This window comes from Lysobacter sp. F60174L2, assembly GCF_052547135.1.
This window is the reverse complement of sequence record NZ_JBQWRA010000003.1, coordinates 506,662-523,200: the sequence shown is the minus strand read 5'-3', so window position 1 is coordinate 523,200 and position 16,539 is coordinate 506,662. Positions and strand designations below refer to the sequence as shown.

At 66.5% G+C, this 16,539-nt stretch carries 17 protein-coding genes and 1 tRNA gene; 6 read left to right on the top strand and 12 right to left on the bottom strand.

Features of this window, described 5'->3' with window-relative positions; genetic code table 11:
• Positions 1–4: 4 nt before the first annotated feature.
• From metX to ACT9AS_RS11360, 4 genes are all read left to right on the top strand, one after another.
• The gene (gene metX, locus ACT9AS_RS11375) at positions 5–1,156 is read left to right on the top strand and encodes a homoserine O-acetyltransferase MetX (RefSeq protein ID WP_445100238.1); all 1,152 of its coding nucleotides are present in this window, start codon (positions 5–7) and stop codon (positions 1,154–1,156) included.
• 186 nt (positions 1,157–1,342) lie between these two features.
• On the top strand, positions 1,343–1,936 hold the full coding sequence (locus tag ACT9AS_RS11370) for a cysteine dioxygenase (RefSeq protein ID WP_445100237.1): 594 nt from the start codon (positions 1,343–1,345) through the stop codon (positions 1,934–1,936).
• 80 nt (positions 1,937–2,016) lie between these two features.
• On the top strand, positions 2,017–2,469 hold the full coding sequence (locus ACT9AS_RS11365) for a DUF2214 family protein (RefSeq protein ID WP_445100236.1): 453 nt from the start codon (positions 2,017–2,019) through the stop codon (positions 2,467–2,469).
• A gap of 211 nt (positions 2,470–2,680) precedes the next feature.
• Positions 2,681–4,120, top strand: coding sequence for a DUF6538 domain-containing protein (locus ACT9AS_RS11360; RefSeq protein ID WP_445100235.1), 1,440 nt, complete (start codon positions 2,681–2,683; stop codon positions 4,118–4,120).
• 171 nt (positions 4,121–4,291) lie between these two features.
• Here the strand turns inward: ACT9AS_RS11360 and ACT9AS_RS11355 are convergent, their stop codons facing one another.
• The 7 genes from ACT9AS_RS11355 to ACT9AS_RS11325 all read right to left on the bottom strand — a co-directional run bounded on the left by ACT9AS_RS11355 (position 4,292) and on the right by ACT9AS_RS11325 (position 10,370).
• Positions 4,292–4,897: a hypothetical protein gene (locus ACT9AS_RS11355; RefSeq protein WP_445100234.1), complete on the bottom strand. Its 606-nt coding sequence runs from the start codon at positions 4,895–4,897 to the stop codon at positions 4,292–4,294.
• Between the two features lie 93 nt (positions 4,898–4,990).
• The gene (locus ACT9AS_RS11350; protein ID WP_445100233.1) at positions 4,991–5,827 is read right to left on the bottom strand and encodes a hypothetical protein; all 837 of its coding nucleotides are present in this window, start codon (positions 5,825–5,827) and stop codon (positions 4,991–4,993) included.
• Positions 5,828–6,189: 362 nt separating this feature from the next.
• Positions 6,190–6,726, bottom strand: coding sequence for a hypothetical protein (locus ACT9AS_RS11345; protein ID WP_445100232.1), 537 nt, complete (start codon positions 6,724–6,726; stop codon positions 6,190–6,192).
• A gap of 127 nt (positions 6,727–6,853) precedes the next feature.
• Positions 6,854–7,069, bottom strand: coding sequence for a hypothetical protein (locus tag ACT9AS_RS11340; protein ID WP_445100231.1), 216 nt, complete (start codon positions 7,067–7,069; stop codon positions 6,854–6,856).
• Entirely contained in the window at positions 7,066–7,863 is a 798-nt protein-coding gene (locus tag ACT9AS_RS11335) for a hypothetical protein (RefSeq protein WP_445100230.1), read from the bottom strand. The genes ACT9AS_RS11340 and ACT9AS_RS11335 overlap by 4 nt, the downstream gene beginning before the upstream one ends.
• Before the next feature lie 623 nt (positions 7,864–8,486).
• Positions 8,487–9,089, bottom strand: coding sequence for a recombinase family protein (locus ACT9AS_RS11330; protein WP_445100229.1), 603 nt, complete (start codon positions 9,087–9,089; stop codon positions 8,487–8,489).
• 1,194 nt (positions 9,090–10,283) lie between these two features.
• Positions 10,284–10,370: transfer RNA gene (locus tag ACT9AS_RS11325), tRNA-Leu, on the bottom strand.
• Between the two features lie 90 nt (positions 10,371–10,460).
• On the opposite strand from ACT9AS_RS11325, the gene ACT9AS_RS11320 reads away from it, so the two are divergent.
• Positions 10,461–11,246, top strand: coding sequence for an NRDE family protein (locus tag ACT9AS_RS11320; RefSeq protein WP_445100228.1), 786 nt, complete (start codon positions 10,461–10,463; stop codon positions 11,244–11,246).
• A 169-nt stretch (positions 11,247–11,415) separates the two neighbouring features.
• Here ACT9AS_RS11320 and ACT9AS_RS11315 read toward each other — a convergent pair whose 3' ends face one another.
• The 5 genes from ACT9AS_RS11315 to ACT9AS_RS11295 all read right to left on the bottom strand — a co-directional run bounded on the left by ACT9AS_RS11315 (position 11,416) and on the right by ACT9AS_RS11295 (position 15,330).
• Positions 11,416–11,895, bottom strand: a complete 480-nt coding sequence (locus tag ACT9AS_RS11315) for a hypothetical protein (RefSeq protein ID WP_445100227.1) — start codon at positions 11,893–11,895, stop codon at positions 11,416–11,418.
• A 34-nt stretch (positions 11,896–11,929) separates the two neighbouring features.
• The gene (locus ACT9AS_RS11310) at positions 11,930–12,133 is read right to left on the bottom strand and encodes a PspC domain-containing protein (protein ID WP_445100226.1); all 204 of its coding nucleotides are present in this window, start codon (positions 12,131–12,133) and stop codon (positions 11,930–11,932) included.
• Positions 12,134–12,212: 79 nt separating this feature from the next.
• Positions 12,213–13,304: a class III poly(R)-hydroxyalkanoic acid synthase subunit PhaC gene (locus ACT9AS_RS11305; protein ID WP_445100225.1), complete on the bottom strand. Its 1,092-nt coding sequence runs from the start codon at positions 13,302–13,304 to the stop codon at positions 12,213–12,215.
• Position 13,305: 1 nt separating this feature from the next.
• The gene (phaE, locus tag ACT9AS_RS11300) at positions 13,306–14,526 is read right to left on the bottom strand and encodes a class III poly(R)-hydroxyalkanoic acid synthase subunit PhaE (RefSeq protein ID WP_445100224.1); all 1,221 of its coding nucleotides are present in this window, start codon (positions 14,524–14,526) and stop codon (positions 13,306–13,308) included.
• A 183-nt stretch (positions 14,527–14,709) separates the two neighbouring features.
• The gene (locus tag ACT9AS_RS11295; RefSeq protein ID WP_445100223.1) at positions 14,710–15,330 is read right to left on the bottom strand and encodes a CDP-alcohol phosphatidyltransferase family protein; all 621 of its coding nucleotides are present in this window, start codon (positions 15,328–15,330) and stop codon (positions 14,710–14,712) included.
• A 91-nt stretch (positions 15,331–15,421) separates the two neighbouring features.
• Here ACT9AS_RS11295 and dinB point away from each other — a divergent pair, with 91 nt between their 5' ends.
• On the top strand, positions 15,422–16,531 hold the full coding sequence (gene dinB / locus ACT9AS_RS11290; protein ID WP_445100222.1) for a DNA polymerase IV: 1,110 nt from the start codon (positions 15,422–15,424) through the stop codon (positions 16,529–16,531).
• The last annotated feature ends 8 nt before the right edge of the window (positions 16,532–16,539 follow it).

The following is a 16,539-nucleotide window of genomic DNA, read 5'->3' as shown; positions in this document are numbered from 1 at the left end:
GTCCATGACCGAATTCATCCCCCCCGGCACCCGCTACATCGACCTGCCCTCGCCGTTCCCGATGAAGCGCGGCGGCGAGCTGCACGGCGCCCGGATGGCCTACGAGACCTGGGGCACGCTGAACGCCGCACGCGACAACGCGATCCTGATCGTCCCCGGTCTCTCACCCGACGCCCACGCCGCGGCCAACGACGGCAACCCCGCGCCGGGCTGGTGGGAGGCGATGCTCGGCCCCGGCAAGCCGATCGACAGCGACCGCTGGTTCGTCATCTGCGCGAACTCGCTGGGCAGTTGCAAGGGCTCGACCGGACCGGCCACGATCAACCCCGACACCGGCGCGCCTTACCGCCTTGATTTCCCCGAACTGTCGATCGAGGACGGCGCGGAGGCCGCGGCCCACGTCGTGCGCGCACTCGGCGTCGACCAGCTCGCCTGCGTCATCGGCAATTCGATGGGCGGCATGGCCGCGCTGGCGCTGCTGGTGAAACACCCCGAGATCGCCCGCAGCCACGTCAACATTTCCGGCGCGGCGAAGGCGCTGCCGTTCTCGATCGCAATCCGATCCCTGCAGCGCGAGGCGATCCGGCTCGACCCGAACTGGAACAACGGCGGCTACGACGACGCCAGCTACCCCGAGTCCGGCATGCGGATGGCGCGCAAGATGGGCGTCATCACCTACCGCTCGGCGCTGGAGTGGGACGGCCGCTTCGGCCGGGTGCGACTGGACCGGTCCTCGCAAGACGGGGACGGCGCCGACGACGAGCCGTTCGGGCTGGAGTTCGAGGTCGAAAGCTACCTCGAGGCCCACGCCCGCCGCTTCGTCCGCAACTTCGACCCCAACTGCTACCTCTACCTCAGCCGCTCGATGGACTGGTTCGACCTCGGCGACTACTGCGCGCAGCGCTCCGGCGACGGCAGGAGCAACACCCGCGCCGGCCTCGCCTCGATCCGGGTCGACAGGGCGCTCGCGATCGGCGCCGCGACCGACATCCTCTTCCCCCTGCAGCAACAGCGCGAAATCGCCGACGGCCTGCGCGCGGGCGGCGCCGAGTCGCGTTTCCTGCCGCTGGACTCCCCGCAGGGCCACGACGCCTTCCTTGTCGATTTCGACCGCTTCGGCCCCGCTGTCCGGGAGTTCCTGGACAACCTGCAATAGCTGCCAACCACCGGATGCCCCTGTAGGAGCGACGTAAGTCGCGATCGCACGGCGATCCCGGATGCCAGGGAAATCGCGACTTACGTCGCTCCTACAGGGAACCCGCTCAAAACGCGTCCCGAAGCCTTCGTACAACCACCACCCGCGCCACAGCCCCCCGTATCGAACGCGGGTAGAATCGACCCCATGAGCACCGAAGCCCTGCCCGACATCGCCTTCCCCGGCCACGACAAGCTCGTGAGCGCCATCGACACCGCCGTCAGCAGCGGCGACGAGCACGCAATCACCGCGGCGCTGCGCAGCACCCTGTGCCGGATGATCCGCGACCGCGACATACAGTTGCCGCAGTGCGTGTTCGAGCCGATCGAGGACCATTACGCCCGCCGCGAGATCTACCGCAGCCCACAGCACGGCTACAGCGTCGTCGCGATGACCTGGGGCCCGGGGCAAGGTACGCCGGTACACGACCATTGCGGCCTGTGGTGCGTCGAAGGCGTCTGGGATGGCGAGCTGGAGATCACCCAGTACGAGCTGCTCGAAGCCGATGGCGACCGCACGCGTTTCCGCGCCGCCGGCGGCATGGTCGCGGGCCCCGGCAGCGCCGGCAGCCTGATCCCACCGCACGAGTACCACTCCATCCGCAACACCAGCAACGACGAAGTCGCCGTATCGGTGCACATCTACAAGGCGCAGATGGAAGCGTGCTCGATGTTCGTTCCGCAGGACGGCGAGTGGTTCACCCGCGCCGCCAAGGCGCTGCCGACCGACGGCGCCCACTGACGCCCGCGACCCGGACGTCGCCCCGCGCCGCATCGAGCCTGGCGACCTGACGCGCTGCTCCGGCCCCCACGGAACCCGCCATGCTGACCGACTTCCTCCTCGCCGCCCTCCACCACGTACTGGTATTCGGCCTGGTCACGATGCTGGTATCGCAGTCGGTGTTGCTGCGCGGAACCCTGGATACCCCGGTCCTGCAGCGGCTCGCCCGCCTGGACGCCGGCTACGGCCTCTGCGCCGTCCTGCTGCTGATCGCCGGCCTGCTGCGCATCGGCTTCGGCATCAAGGGCCACGACTTCTACCTGCACAACCCGTGGTTCCACGCCAAGATCGGCGCCTACGTGCTGGTCGGCCTGCTGTCGATCCTGCCGACCCTCAACTTCGCCCGCTGGCGCAAGGCCGTGCGTGCCGATCCCGCGTTCCTGCCGGCCATCGAGCAGGTCGGGCGCGCCCGCCGGATCGTCCGCTTCGAGTTGATGCTGGTCGGCGTGATCTTCGTGTTCGCCGCGGGGATGGCGCGCAACGGCGGGCTGTGACCGCACCCTGCATCGAAGCGGATGCATCGATCAAAACAAAGGGCCTGCGATTGCTCGCAGGCCCTTTCCTGTAACTGATTTGTAACTGGTGCCGAAGGTGGGACTCGAACTCGGACCCCTGTCAAAGCCGCAGCCCTTGTAGTTATTAGCTCTCAGCCGGGGTGCATGTACTAAACACATGTACTAAAGTTGCCCTCGGAGGTGGCCCCCGATGGCATCCAAAACCCGCGCCCCGTCCTACCTAAAACAGCGTGGCTTGGGCTGGTATGTCCAGCTTGCCGTCCCACGCGAACACCAAGCCGCCGTCGGCCAGAAGGTCCTACTCCGCTCCCTCCAGACTCGGGACCGCGTCGAAGCCAACCGCCGCAAACATGCCGCGATCGCTGAGCTCCAGGCACTCATCGCTAGCGCCGTCGCGAGGGCTCCGAATCCCTCACTCTCCGACACACCCGAAGGTCTCCTGGAGCTCGCCACGCGCGCCCGTGAGGGCATCGAAGCGGGCACCGAAGACCCCGACCAGGCAGAGGCCGGATTTGACGCGGCCGTCGAAGACTTCCTGGACGATCAAGCCGCCCACCTGGGCCGCGACGATGAAGGCAATCCCCGTCTCCCTCCTGAGGCCCTCTCCAAGGTCCGCAGGGGCTACAAGGTCCTCAGCGGCTCCCTGTCGCGCACCTTGGCCAAGCGCACCGAAGCCTACCTGGAGGAATCCGCGGGGCACCTAACGGCTCAGACGGTCGACGAAAAGCGCCGTCACCTCGCCGCCTTCCTGGACTGGTTCGGTAGCGATCGCGAGCCCCTGGAGGTCTCCCGCAAGGTCGCCGGAACCTACGTGGCTGACGTGGTCCAGAAGCGCACCCGGAAGGGCCCCGACGGCGCTCCCGTCCCACTGTCGGCATCCGCCCGCCAGAAAGAGGTCGGCACTCTACGCACCTTCTTCGCCTGGCTCTCGGCGCGTGGCTCAATCGACGCCAATCCCTTCGACCGCCTCACGGTGCGCGAGTCCGGCCGCGGCAAGGCCCCACGGCGCCGCCCGTGGTCGTCTGAGGAGCTCGGGACCGTCCTGCATGGCATCGCCCCTAACGATCCCGTCTGGGCCCTTACGGTCCTCGGTGCCTATACCGGGATGCGCCGGGAAGAGGTCGGCGAACTGGAGGTCTCCAACATCGACGGCGACGGTCTCCGCATCACCCAGGGAAAGACACCGGCCGCAATCCGCCGCGTCCCGATCCATCCGGCCATCGCTCCGCTAGTGGCGCAGCTCGCCGCCACCTCCACCGATGGTTTCCTGATCCCTGGATTGTTGCGAGGCGGTCCCGACTCAAAGCGTTCCTGGTACGTCGGAAAGCGATTCGGCCGTGTGATCCGCCAGCTAGGAGTCACCGACCGCGCCCTAGATTTTCACGCCCTGCGCGGGACTGTCATCACTCAGATGGAGGGCGCCGGGGTCCCTGAGTCGACCATTCAACTGATCGTGGGACACAAACGCCAGGGCATGACGTTCGGTGTCTACTCGGCAGGTGTCGGCGACGACGCGAAGCGCGAAGCGGTCCGCGCAGTTTCCTACGGCAGGGCCCTCGATTCCTTCGTGCGGAAGGTAGGCCGGAAGGTGGTTGTACGCCCGTCTGCAAAGGCCCGCGGCTCAAAGTAGTCCACCCGCGGGGACGGTGTCACACAGTCAACTTTTTTGGATGTAGCGTCGGGACTGGGGCACCTGTCCGCCCCTTTCGGAGTAACCGCTATGAAGGTCTCAACCGCTGTCGAATCCCTGTTGCCTGGTGAGCTCGCCGACCGCGCCAAGGTCTCGCGCACGGCCCACGGTTCATGCGTCGAACTGGTCCTGTTCCGCCGCCGCTTCATCGTCGACATCGTGAAACCCGCGCCATCCGCGGCGTCTCGCGTCCTCTAGCCTCTGTCGCACCTGGGGGCTCAGGTTGGCTAGGGTGCGCGCTCGCTCCTGCTCGGGCGTGCGTACCGGGGGCGCCTCCTGCCTGAGCTCCTGGCACAGCAGAAACAGCGGCTCGACCTCCCGTAGGAAGTCGGCCGATAGCTCGCACCCCTCAGCCGCCTCTAGCCGTACCCGGTCCATGCGCTCGACCATCCCGGGCACCCTGGCTCGACCGTTCCAACCGTCCGCGCACAGCGGGAGCTCTCCCTCCCGCCCCCAAGGGCTGACGCCCTCGGTGTGCATCGCCTCCAGCTTGGCCGCCAGGGTATCCAGACGGCCCCTCAGGTCCCCCAGGCGTCTCCGTGTGTTCGCCCGCTGGCGCCATGCCTGGTCCTGGTCCCTGGTGCGTGGCTTGGCCTCTGAGGGCTGCTCCAGTCGCCTGTAGAGCTCGGCAAAGATGGCCCGCTCTTCCTCCCGCTTGGCCTCCTGCTCTGGGGTCGGAGTGAAGCGCGGCGGGCCGGTGGTTTGGTAATCGTTCATGGTTTTCCTGTCGGTGGTTGTGTGGGTCGATCGGTCGGCCGATAAGTGACCGATTCGGTCATCCGTGACCGGCGTGTAACGTCCCTGTTTCGGTCAAAACTCCAGCGTTTCTTCCTCCATGACCACGGCGTGAGCCGCGTCCAGGTCGGTCTGTAGCGCTTGCTCGTCTGCGTCCATCGCTTCCCGCTTTAGCTCCTCGTGGGCCAGCATTACGGCCCTCGGGTCCGTTCGTTCCCACAGCTTCACCAGGTGCCCCTTGTACTTGTGCGCGGCCCACTGAAGCCGGGCCTCGGGGGTCATCTCCTGATAGAGCCCGTTACGGGCCGTGGCGCCCACGTAGCGCCAATGGGGCCACCCTGTAATCCCGTCCCGGTGTTCCGGGGGGTATTCGTCGGGGATCACATGGGGGAGTCGTTTGAGCATCCGTTGAACGGTGTCCAGCGATCCCCCAAAGCGACCCTGAAGGGACCTCTGGGAAACCCCAACGGGCAGAGGGTTGGCCCCTTCGTGCGTGATGGCCGCGAGGTGGTGCCACAAGGCGTTGCGCTTCTGCGCCGCTCGCATCTCCAGCTTCGTGTGAGTGACGTTCGCCAGCTTCGATGCATGGCTAGCCTGTCGCATGGACATCGGCTTTATCCGTGCCGGCACCTGGTCCCGCTTCGCTCGCTTGTACGCCTGCAATCGGTGGTGACCATCGACCACATACAGCTCCCCTCCTACGTCGGCCAGGTGCAAGGGCACCAACTCCGCTTTGGGGTCGGCTTTCAGCAACAGCGCCATGTCGTGTATGTGCATCTCCGACTGGTCTTCCTGGCGCACGCGCTCGCGTTGTTTCAGTAGCGCCAAGTCGCGGGGCTGCAACGCGGGGTGCGTCTTGATCCGGGTCCGCTCGACCATCTCCACATCGGAGGCCTGCTCCACTTCCTTCACTGCACACCCCCCTACTTCAGAGGGCTATTGAGGATGAACCTGGACAACGCTTCCCCGTTGGTCATCGTGCGACCTTCAGCCGCCTCTAGCTTCCTTTGGTACTCCTTCAACTTGTCGAAGGCCGCGCACTCAAAGGACACGTTCCGGTAAATGTAGGACGCACGCTCGGCGCCCTGCTCTCTCTGCTCTTTCATCGTTTCTCTCTGTGATCGGTTGGGTACAAAACCCGCGCCGATCCCTCCCGTTAGCCACGTTTGCACGGGCGCCCGTGGGCACCTATGGGAATGGGCAGGAGGGACCGGCAGGGGCCCCAAGGAACCTCTCGGCTCCCTGGGATTACCTGGTGGTCCTAACGGCCTGGCTTAGCCGCCTTGGCCGGTGCTGCGCCGCTGGAACCGCACCTTTTCCACCGCGGCTCGGGCTTCCTCTTCCTCGGCAATCTCCATCGCTCGCGCCTGGATACGCGCCTTTCGATCGAGCTCCGCCTGGAGTTTGTCGTTGGCGCTCGGCTTGGCTACCCGTCCTGCCTGGATCTCTGTCCACTTCGCCCTGGCATACGGGAGCTCGGCTTGTGTCAGATGCAGGAGCTCCCTGGTCAACCGGGCTCGGTGTTCCTGGTTGGTGATCGCCTTCATCGGGCGCCGGGTCGCGGGATCGAGTCGATTGGTCTCCTCGTCCAGCATCCGTTCGAGCTCTTCAATCCGTCGGGTGATCGGCTCGACCAACGTCCGCTCGCTAATGCCGGTGGTGTCCGCCTTGTCGGTGCCATCGGGGTTCCCAAGGTCCCCGCGGTGCCGGATGGTGACCAGCGACGGCTTGCCGTTGATCGGGTTGGTGCCGGTGTCGATGGTGGTCTCAGTGGCTAGCCCGCTGTTACCTCGCTTGAACTCTTCAGTCATCGTTTCGTTTCCTTTAGTGCCGCGCACAGTTCATCGCCAGCCCCTCGCGCGGATAGGGGACGGCGTGCGGCTCTTGCCGCATTGGTGGTGTTGTGGAGGTCCCTTAGGAGGGGACCGCTCGGCCTATCTACTCGGCCGGCATCGCTGCCGCTAGCAGCGCCTCGACGCTCTGCAACTCTTCCTCGACTCGCTGCCTCTCAGCGCCTCTCAGCAGAAACACAAACCCGCGGTTCTGGTCGAACCTCTGCGTCTGGTCCTTCATCTCCAGCAGCCGCTTTAGCGTGGTCCGTCGACTCAGTAGCGACGCGGTCAGACGCTCCAGCCGGAAGTCGGCGCCGTTCATGGCTCGCCCTCGCTGCCATCCTGGTCGTCGACCTCGGGCCCGCCTTGCTGATTCATTGCGGCCCACTTCGCAGCTCCTGAAATGGTCAGCTTCCATCCGTCGGGATTCGGCAATCGGGCTTCCGCCTGGCTGGCCTCATGCCATAGCTTTTCCGCCTCTGCCTTCAGCCGCCCCGCCGCATCCTGAGGATTCCTAAGGGCCGCGTTGATCGTCCGCCAGAAGCTAGTCGCCCATAGTCCGGCCTCGTCGGCGATCACCTCCCCTAGTGCCGCGGCAACCTTCGCCGGAGGAGTCACCGAGTACCGTCGACCTGTCTTCCCTGAGGTGGTTTGCGGCAAGGGACGCAGCTTCATCACCACGCGCCCCAGGTTGGCGTTCCTCGTCGTCACGCTCACAAACGCATTCGGGAACTGTGCGGTCATGCCATACACCGAGAGGATCGCCACCAGGATTTCCCTGGGGGTGACTTCATAGTCGCGTAGCCGGCTTAGATGCTCCTGCACCCGCTCGGGCAACCGCACGTTGTCATGCAACAACGCCTGGGCCCATGCCTCCGCCGCGATGACCGCGGGGTGATCCTTGCGCCTCTCCAGGAAGGTTTCGGCAAGCTCCCGATGCGGGGCTAGCTCCCTAGGTTTCAGTATCCGACCGTTGACGTCTCCGGTCCGGTGTCGCTGCCTGGCGTGGTTGGTACACCATCGCGACCAGGTGCGGGTCGGCCTGGCGCATCCGTCGACCGCACAGGTTGCATCGTCATAGCGCGGGGTCGCGCTCAGTGTCTTCAGTTTGTCCATTCTCCTGCTCTCTGTTGTGGTGTGTCCGGGGGTCAGACACGGGGAGACCTCACGGTCCCTGGGGGGTCCGCGCGGCGGTGAAAAAAGGTCGGATTCCGCACCCGTCAGAGGGTGGCCGTGTCGCTAACAACTTCGCCGAACTGGCGGGCTGTTGTGGGAGGGGAAGGGGTAATCGAAACGTCGGCGATCTTGCGCCTAACGTGTCAGCGCGGGGGCGCCTCTCCGCGGGGGGTCTCCTGAAGGCTTGGGACCGTCGTTAGAGGGGCGCGCACGGGGCCGCGCGGCTCCTGTCCCTCAACTACGTCCAGTAACCGTTCGGCGGCTCCGATTGGCGTGTGGGCAGTCGAATCCGGGTCCCGTCTATCGGGGGTAAGTAGTAATTGGAGGGGCGTCTGTAACGACTACGAGGTCCAATCGTTCGACGCCTATCCTTCGTGTGTGTCCGGGAATCGGAAGAACCCCCGGCCGCGGGTGCCGAAGGGAGGCGGCACGGGCGGCGCGAGGGTTCGTTTGGTGTGAATTGCTAGTGTGTCCGGTAATCGAAAGTTGCCCGAAGGGAACCTTTAGGCAAAGAAGAACTCACTCTCCCGGACCTCAGAGAGATCCAGGGTTCCCGCTGCGCCTCAGCCCGTCGCCTCCAGCCGCTGCACCAGCGACACCCCACACCCCGCTTCCCTCGCCGCCTTCCTGATCCCTACCCCCTGAGCCCTGAGCTCCCGCACCTTCGCGATGGTCGCCTCACTCGCCCTTGGCCTCCCGATAGTCTTCCCGTTGGCCCTAGCGGTTGCCATGCCGGCCCCGACGCGCTCGCGGATAATCTCCCGCTCGAACTCGGCGAACACGCCCAGCATCCCGAACATGGCCCGCCCCGCTGGCGTGGTCGTGTCCAGGGCCTGCTTGTGCAAGTACAGGTCAGCCCCCGCACCCCTCAGGTCCCCCAGGGTCTCCACCAGGTGCTGAAGGGACCGCCCCAGGCGATCGACCGACCAGGCCGCGACCATGTCCGCCTTACGCTGAGTGACCAGCTTCAGGACCGCATCGAAGGCGGGCCGCTTGTCGCGTCCCTTGGCCCCCGATATGCCCTCGTCGGCGAACACCCCGACCACGTCCCACCCCGCCCGCTCAGCGACCTCCAGGAGCTCCCTGCGTTGGTTCTCGGTGGTCTGATCGGTGGTCGACACGCGCACATAGATGGCAACGCGCTTGCGTGCTTTGGCGGTGGTCATGGCCTGGGTCTCCTGGGAGGTGGTGAGGGTGTACCGTAGCATCCCGTTTCGGTACATGCAAAGCGGCACGCATCGGCCCAAGTGGCACAAGGGTTTCAGCGGCCCCGGCTCGGGACCCTTTCGGTACACAAGGGAACTAGGGGTTTTCCTACGCAGCCGCGCGCCGTTGGCCGACTGTCTCCCAGGCCGCGGACTGCCATGCTGTCACCTGGTCGGCAACGTGCGAGCCGCAGGCAGTCCAACGCACGTGGGGCACACGGACAGTGCCCTGTCGGCCTTCCTGTCGCGCGCGCCCCCCGCCCCGCCTGGGAAACCCAGACACCCCCTACGGGGGGAACTGGCCGTCGATCGCTTGATGATGCGGGCTCGGTGATTTGTGCCAAAACGGCCGGGCGCTAGAGTGGGCGCTTGCTCGGGGGCTAAGGGGACAGCATGGCTAGGAGAAACTTGGCGGGGCGTGAGGACATTCCAGCCGACGCACTGCGCCAGCGGCGGGACATGTACGTTCTAGCGATTGGCCTTTTGATATACAACCTAGCCGGGGGCTCGCTCAGAGAGAACGCCACTGTCTCTGGGATGCTTCCGATTCGACTAGAACATCCCCAAGTCTTGCTAGCGGCTGCGTGGGTCGGCTTCTTGTACTTTTGGTGGCGCTTCTGGCTTGTGAGCAAAGTCCGCCCCTTCGCCGATTTCCTAAGTGATGCGAATTGCCAGCTCGGGGACACCGCAGCCGTTCGGAAGATCGCGGCCCCACACGTGACGGCTTCCGCGGGCAATACAGCAGAAGAACGGCGTAAGACAATACTGTCCAAATTAGGCCCTATGCCGAGAGCACAACTATCCGGCCGGGTGGTTTCGCTCAACTCCCTCCGAAGTGCAGGCGGGAGCATGAGCGGGAACTACGGCTCCAACAACATTGAGGTTTCGGCGGACGCGCTTTGGGCCTTCCGGCGCGCTAAGGCGGTCGCTCTTTACCGGGCTATCCGCTGCGAAAGAACCTTCACCGACTACACGCTCCCCCACCTGTTCGCTGCGGTAACGACCCTCGTTGGGCTCTCCCGGCTGATAGCGCGCGCTCTCTGAAAGCAGAAGGGCCCCCAGGTCTGCCTAGGGGCCCACATGTACTAGACACATGTACTAGACTTGCTCTAGTACACCCTTGCAAGCTACTGATTTACAAGGATTTTCTGCTACTGGTGCCGAAGGTGGGACTCGAACCCACACGCTTTTAAGGGCGGCGGATTTTGAATCCGCTGCGTCTACCGATTCCGCCACTTCGGCCGGCCGCGCAGTATAGCCGAGGGCGGATGGCGTGCTCCAGCGATTTGTTCGCCCGACGCTGGCGTCCGCGCGCTCCGTTACGATGCCCGCATGTGTCTGATTGCCGTCGCCTGGCGTTGCCACCCCCGCTACCGGCTGGCCCTGATCGCCAACCGCGACGAGTTGCATGCGCGGCCCGCCGCGTCCGCCGGACCGGATCCGGCTGCGCCCGATCTCTACGGTGGCCGCGACCTGCAACAGGGCGGCAGCTGGCTGATGGTGTCGACGCGGCGCCGGCTGGCGGCGGTGACCAATGTCCGTGCCGGCCTGGCCGGTGACCCGATGCCGCATTCGCGCGGTGCGCTGGTACGCGGCTTTGCCGATTCGACCGCTGCAGCCAGCACGTGGCTGGATACTTTGAGACTGGACGCCGCCGGCTACGGGCCGTTCAACCTGCTGGCCTGGGACGGCGACCGACTGATGTTCGCCGGTAACCATCCCGGCTATGCATTCCATCCCGTCACCCCGGGATTGCATGCCATGTCCAACGGGGCGTTCGACGCACCATGGCCCAAAAGTACCCGCGCGTCCCGGGCGCTCTCGGACTGGCTGGACACCACGCCCGCCGACAAGGCGGAAACGGACGACCTGGCCCCGTTGCTGGCGGCGCTGGCCGATGACTCGACCGCCCCGGATGCCGCCCTGCCCGACACCGGCGTCGGCCTGGAGCTGGAACGGATGCTCTCGCCACCGTTCGTGCGCAACGCGCGTTACGGCACGCGCTGCAGCAGCGTGGTGCTGGTCGATGATGCAGGTATCCGTTTCGTCGAGCGTAGATTCGGGCCGGATGGGGAAACCACCGGCGAGAGCGACGCCACGCTGGCGTTCATACCGTGAGGCCAGGCAATAAGAAGGCCCAGTCATTCGGACTTTCGTCCGAAGTGGCTGAGCCTTCCGTGCCGGAGCTGTTGCGTCGGGCCGAAGCCGTTCGCTTTTTCTCCGGTAACGTGGACTCTACGCGCGCCCTTGTTAGTTGGTCGTCAGACCTGCGTAAACAAACCGGTGATCAGGACCGACGCGGCAACAGCGGCGCCGGCCACGGCCACCAGCCCCGGCCCGTCATGGCGTAGCGGTCGGCGGCACGCTCGAACCGGTTGCGTACGCTCACGCCGCCGCAAGCCAGGTACACCGGCAGGAACAGCGGACCGAGCGCCATGTACTGGTAGACGTGCGCACGCTCATGGTCGGCCAGCACCACGGGCCTGTCCTCGCACAGGCCGGCGCGATGGGCATAGGTATGGCAGTTGCCATCGAGGCTGGCGCCGGTGTGCAGGATCACGTTGCCGAGGGTCAATGCACCGCCCGGCCCCCACGGCCAGTCGTGGAACACCAGCGCCAGGTCGCGTGGCCGCCAATGGGGGTGGGCACCGGACACCATGCCGGCCAGCCCGGCCAGCAGGCCGATGAAGGTGTTGGGAAAGGTCCACAACGCGCCGAGCAGCAGCAACGCGGTTCGCCGCCCGGGTACGTGGCCGGGCGAGCTCATCGTGGCGGGCTCATGATGCCCCGGGAGAACAGGCTCAGCCGCCCTCGTCGGGCATCAGCAGCCACAGGATCAGGTAGACCAGGATCCCTGGAAACGCGGCTGAAGCGATCGAAACCAGCACGAAGACCACCCGCACCAGCGTCGAATTCCAGCCGAATCGCCGGGCGATGCCGCCCATGACGCCAGCCAGCACGCGATCGTGGCGGGAGCGGACGAAGGGACGTGACGTGTGTTCCATGCAGTTCGAATTTCGGTGGACGATGCGGGCAGTCTAGCCGGGGAATGTGACGGCGGCGTCGCGCGTCCGCGTTACGCAACTACCGCGAACGCTGTGCCAGCCAGTCGTGGATCGCCTGCGGCACCTCGCGCTGGGCGCGGCCGGAAACGTAGATGCCGATGTGGCCGCCGCGGAACGACAGCTCGCTGTAGTCGGTGCTGCCGACCAGCCCGCCGAGCGCCTTCGACGACGCCGGCGGCACCAGGTGGTCGGCCGCGGCGAACACGTTGAGCACCGGCATGTCGACGTAGCCCAGGTCGACCGCGCGGCCGCCGATGTCGATGCCGCCATTGACGAAGCCGTTGCCCTGGTAGAACTGCTTGGCGAACTGGCGGAACGCCTCGCCGGCCTGGTCAGGCGAGTCGAAGATCCACTTCTCCATGCGCAGGAAGTTCTCCAGCGCAGCCTTGTCGTCGAGGATGTCGACCAGCCCGACGTACTTCTGCACGAACAGCCGCCACGGCTTCAGCGTGAGGTAGGTGAAGTTCATGATGTCGGCCGGCACGTTGCCGAGGGTGTCGACGAAAGCGTCGACGTCGACCCCGCGCACCCAGTTGGCCAGCATGTTGTCGTCGGTGTGGAAGTCGACCGGCGTGACCATGGTGACCAGATTGCGCACCTTGGACGGGTTGAGCGCGCTGTAGCACAGCGAGAACGCGCCGCCCTGGCAGATGCCGAGCAGGTTGATGGCGTCGAGCCGGTGCGCGCCGCGCAGGTGGTCGACCGCGCCGCCGAGGTAGCGCTGGATGTAATCCTCCAGCTCGAGGTAGCGGTCGGAGCGATCCGGGTAGCCCCAGTCGAGGATGTAGACATCCTCGCCACGCTCGAGCAGGCCACGCACGATGGACTTGTCGGCCTGCAGGTCGACCATGTAGGGCCGGTTGACCAGCGCGTAGGCGATCAGCAGCGGGACTTTCGCGGTGGGTGCTTTGTCGCCACGGAAGCGGTACAGCACCACCTTGCCGTCGCGCCAGACTTCCTCCTTTTCCGTCGCGCCGTAGTCGACGTCGTCGACCTCGCGCAGGGTGTCGAGGCCGGCGCGCAGCTTGTCCTGCGCGCGCATCGCCTCCTGCGCCAGCGTGTCGGGGCTGAAGTTGAGCGGGCCGGTGTTGAACGTGTCCTGCTTGTCCATGTCAGCGTGCCTTTGGGGCCGGCTTGGCTACCGAAGCGCGGGTGGCGGATTTTTTTGCGGGCGCCTTCTTCGCGGTCGAAGCCTTCCTGGTCGCGGCCTTCTTCACGACCGGCTTCTTCGCGGCAGCTTTCCGGGCAGGAGCTTTCGTCTTCGTGGAGGGTCTACTTGCGGCAGGCCGCTCCTCCCTCTGGCCGGACGACGACGCACCCACCATCTGGTCGCGCAAACGCCGCAACTCACGTTCCAGTTGCACGATCTTGCGGTGGGCCGCATCGACCTCGGTCCGGGTCGGCATGCCGAGCGCTTCGCCCGCCTGTTCGACCTGCCCCTGCACCGCCGCGCGCAGGCGCATCTGCGAATTCACCAGCGCGCCATAGGCATCGCGGAAACGGGGCGACAGGGCGATGTCGGCATAGGCCTCCTCGGCGGCGTCGATCCACAGGTCGAACAAGGCGCGCACCGATTCCAGTTGCCTGCCCGGCTCGCTGCGCTCGGTCAGCTTCTGCTCGAAGCGCTTGAACGCGTCCTGCGCGGCTTCGGCCATCAAGGTCTGGTAGGCCTGGCCCTGCTGCTGGTAGTCCGCCTGCGCCCGGGCGAGGTGCTGCAAGCGCTCCTGATGTTCGCGGGTGAACCCGAACGCGGGCATGCCCGACCACGACTGGCCGTCACGCTGCAGCTTCTCGATGAACGGCGCGGCCTGCTCGAACCATTGCTCGAAACCCTGCTGGCCCGGCCCCTGCATGCCGCGCAGGACCTCGGCGAACGGGTTGCCGAAATCGCCGCCAAGCGCCCGCTTCCATGCATCGGCGATGTCGGCGGCATCGGCATCCTGACCGGCGAACTGCGCCGCCAGTTGCTGCATCTGGGCATACCAGCCACGGGCCTGGGCATTGAACCGGTCGATGGTGGCGTCGGCCTGGTTGCCCGGGCTGCTGCCGAATCCGTTGCCAAGCCCGCCGCCCAGTCCGGCATTGCCCTGGGCCAGCTTCGACCACCATGCGACGGCCTCGTTCCAGCCCGGCATCGCCGCGCTCGAGCCGGGCAGGCCGGCGCCGCCGGGGACGCCCATGCCGGGAAACCCCGCACCGGAAAAATTCGCACCCGGGAATCCATTCGATGCCGGCGCCGTATCCGCGCCGGCGCGCAGCATCTCGCCCCAGCGGCTCCAGTACTGCCGCGCCAGCGCCTCGAAATCCTCGCCGCCGAAACCCTGATTGGCCATCTCGTCCTCCAAGCGTTGCCGCGATCATAGCAACGCGGATGTTGCAGGCCGTGGTCCGCTGGCGTCGCCCCCCGTTCGCGTAGGAGCGACGTAAGTCGCGACCTGTACATCGCTTCCGGCGTTCGGCGGGTCGCGACTTACGTCGCTCCTACAGGAAGCCCGGGCAGATCGCCGCCCGACGGACTACGGCTTCGGAATCCGCAACGTCTTGCTCACCATCAGCGTGCCCGACAGCGCGAACATCAGCACCAGCGGATGGAACTGCCACGGCCCCAGCTGGACCATGCCCAGCCACAAGTCGGCACCGATCGCGCCCTGCCCGGCGGCGATCCACAGCACCACCACCAGCGCCAGGCTGGTGGGGATCGGCGTGCCCTCGAAGTGCTTGACCTTGCCCTCGTCGCCCGAGAGCTGTTCGGCGGTGACGTTGTAGCGCGCCAGCCGGCTGACCCCACAGCCGACGAAATAGCTCAGCACCACCCAGTCCCAGCCGCCCTGCAGGCCGCAGGCGTAACCCAGCGCGGCGGGGGCGACGCCGAACGAGATCACGTCGGCCAGCGAATCCAGCTCGCGTCCCAGGGTCGACGCCGACTTGCGCCAGCGTGCGACCCGGCCGTCGACCGCATCGAAGATGAAGGCGGCCGGGATCAACGCCATTCCGATCATCAGGTCGCGCACCCCGCCTTCCTGCAGGAAGCGCATCGCCGCGAAGATCGCGCCGGTGCCGCAGAAGGCGTTGGCGAGGGTGACCCAGTCCGCGAGATGGAATTCGCGGAGCATCGAGAAATGGCGGCGTTGCGTCATGGGGTGCTCCGGTGGGATGCGCATCCGCCAGCCTGCCAAAGGCGGCGTGACGGCGGCAAGTGCGGGTGCAGGATGACAGAATGCCGGGGCCATGACCGCCCCGCCCTGCCCCGTGCCGCCCCGCAAGATCCTGCACGTGGACATGGATGCGTTCTATGCGTCGGTCGAGCAGCGCGACGACCCGTCGCTGCGGGACCGGCCGGTCGTCGTCGCCTGGCGTGGCAACCGCTCGGTGGTGTGCGCCGCCAGCTACGAGGCGCGCAAGTTCGGGGTGCGCTCGGCGATGCCGGCGGTGCGGGCCGAACGGCTGTGCCCGCAGGCGGTGTTCGTGCCGCCGGATTTCGTGCGCTACAAGGCGGTATCCAAGCAGGTGCGCGAGATCTTCGCCCGCCACACCGAACTGATCGAACCGCTGTCGCTGGACGAGGCCTACCTCGACGTCACCGCCCTCGCCTCCGGCCTGCCCTCGGCCACCGCGACCGCCGAAGCGATCCGCGCCGCGATCCGTGAGGAAACCGCGCTGACGGCCTCGGCCGGGGTCGCGCCGAACAAGTTCATCGCCAAGATCGCCTCGGACTGGAACAAGCCCGACGGCCTCTGCGTGGTGCGGCCGCGGCAGGTCGACGCGTTCCTGCTGCCGCTGCCGGTCGGCCGCCTGCCCGGCGTCGGCAAGGTGATGCAGGGCAAGCTGGCCGAGCTGGGCGTCGCCACCGTCGGCCAGCTGCGTGCGCTGCCGGCGGCCGAGCTGGAACTGCGCTTCGGCCGCTGGGGCCGGCGTTTGCACGAGCTGTCGCTGGGCATCGACAACCACCCGGTGCGGCCGGAACGCCCGACCGTGCAGATTTCCTCGGAGGACACCTTCGAGCACGACCTGGCACTGGAGGAACTGGCACCGCACATCCGCCGCCTCGCCGAAAAGACCTGGGCCGGCTACCAGCGCGAGCGCGCGCAACACCATGGCCGGCTTGCGCGCACGGTGGTGCTCAAGCTCAAGACCGCCGACTTCCGCATCCTGACCCGCAGCCTGACCCCGGCGCAGCGACCGTCGACGCTGGAGGCTCTGGCCGACATCGCCTGCGAGTTGCGCGCGCGGGTGGAGTTGCCGGCCGGGACGCGCTATCGGCTGGTCGGTGTGGGGTTGTCGGGGTTCGTCGACGAGGATGATGTTCGCGCGCAGTCGGACCTGTTCGAACTGGCGTAAGCCGCGCG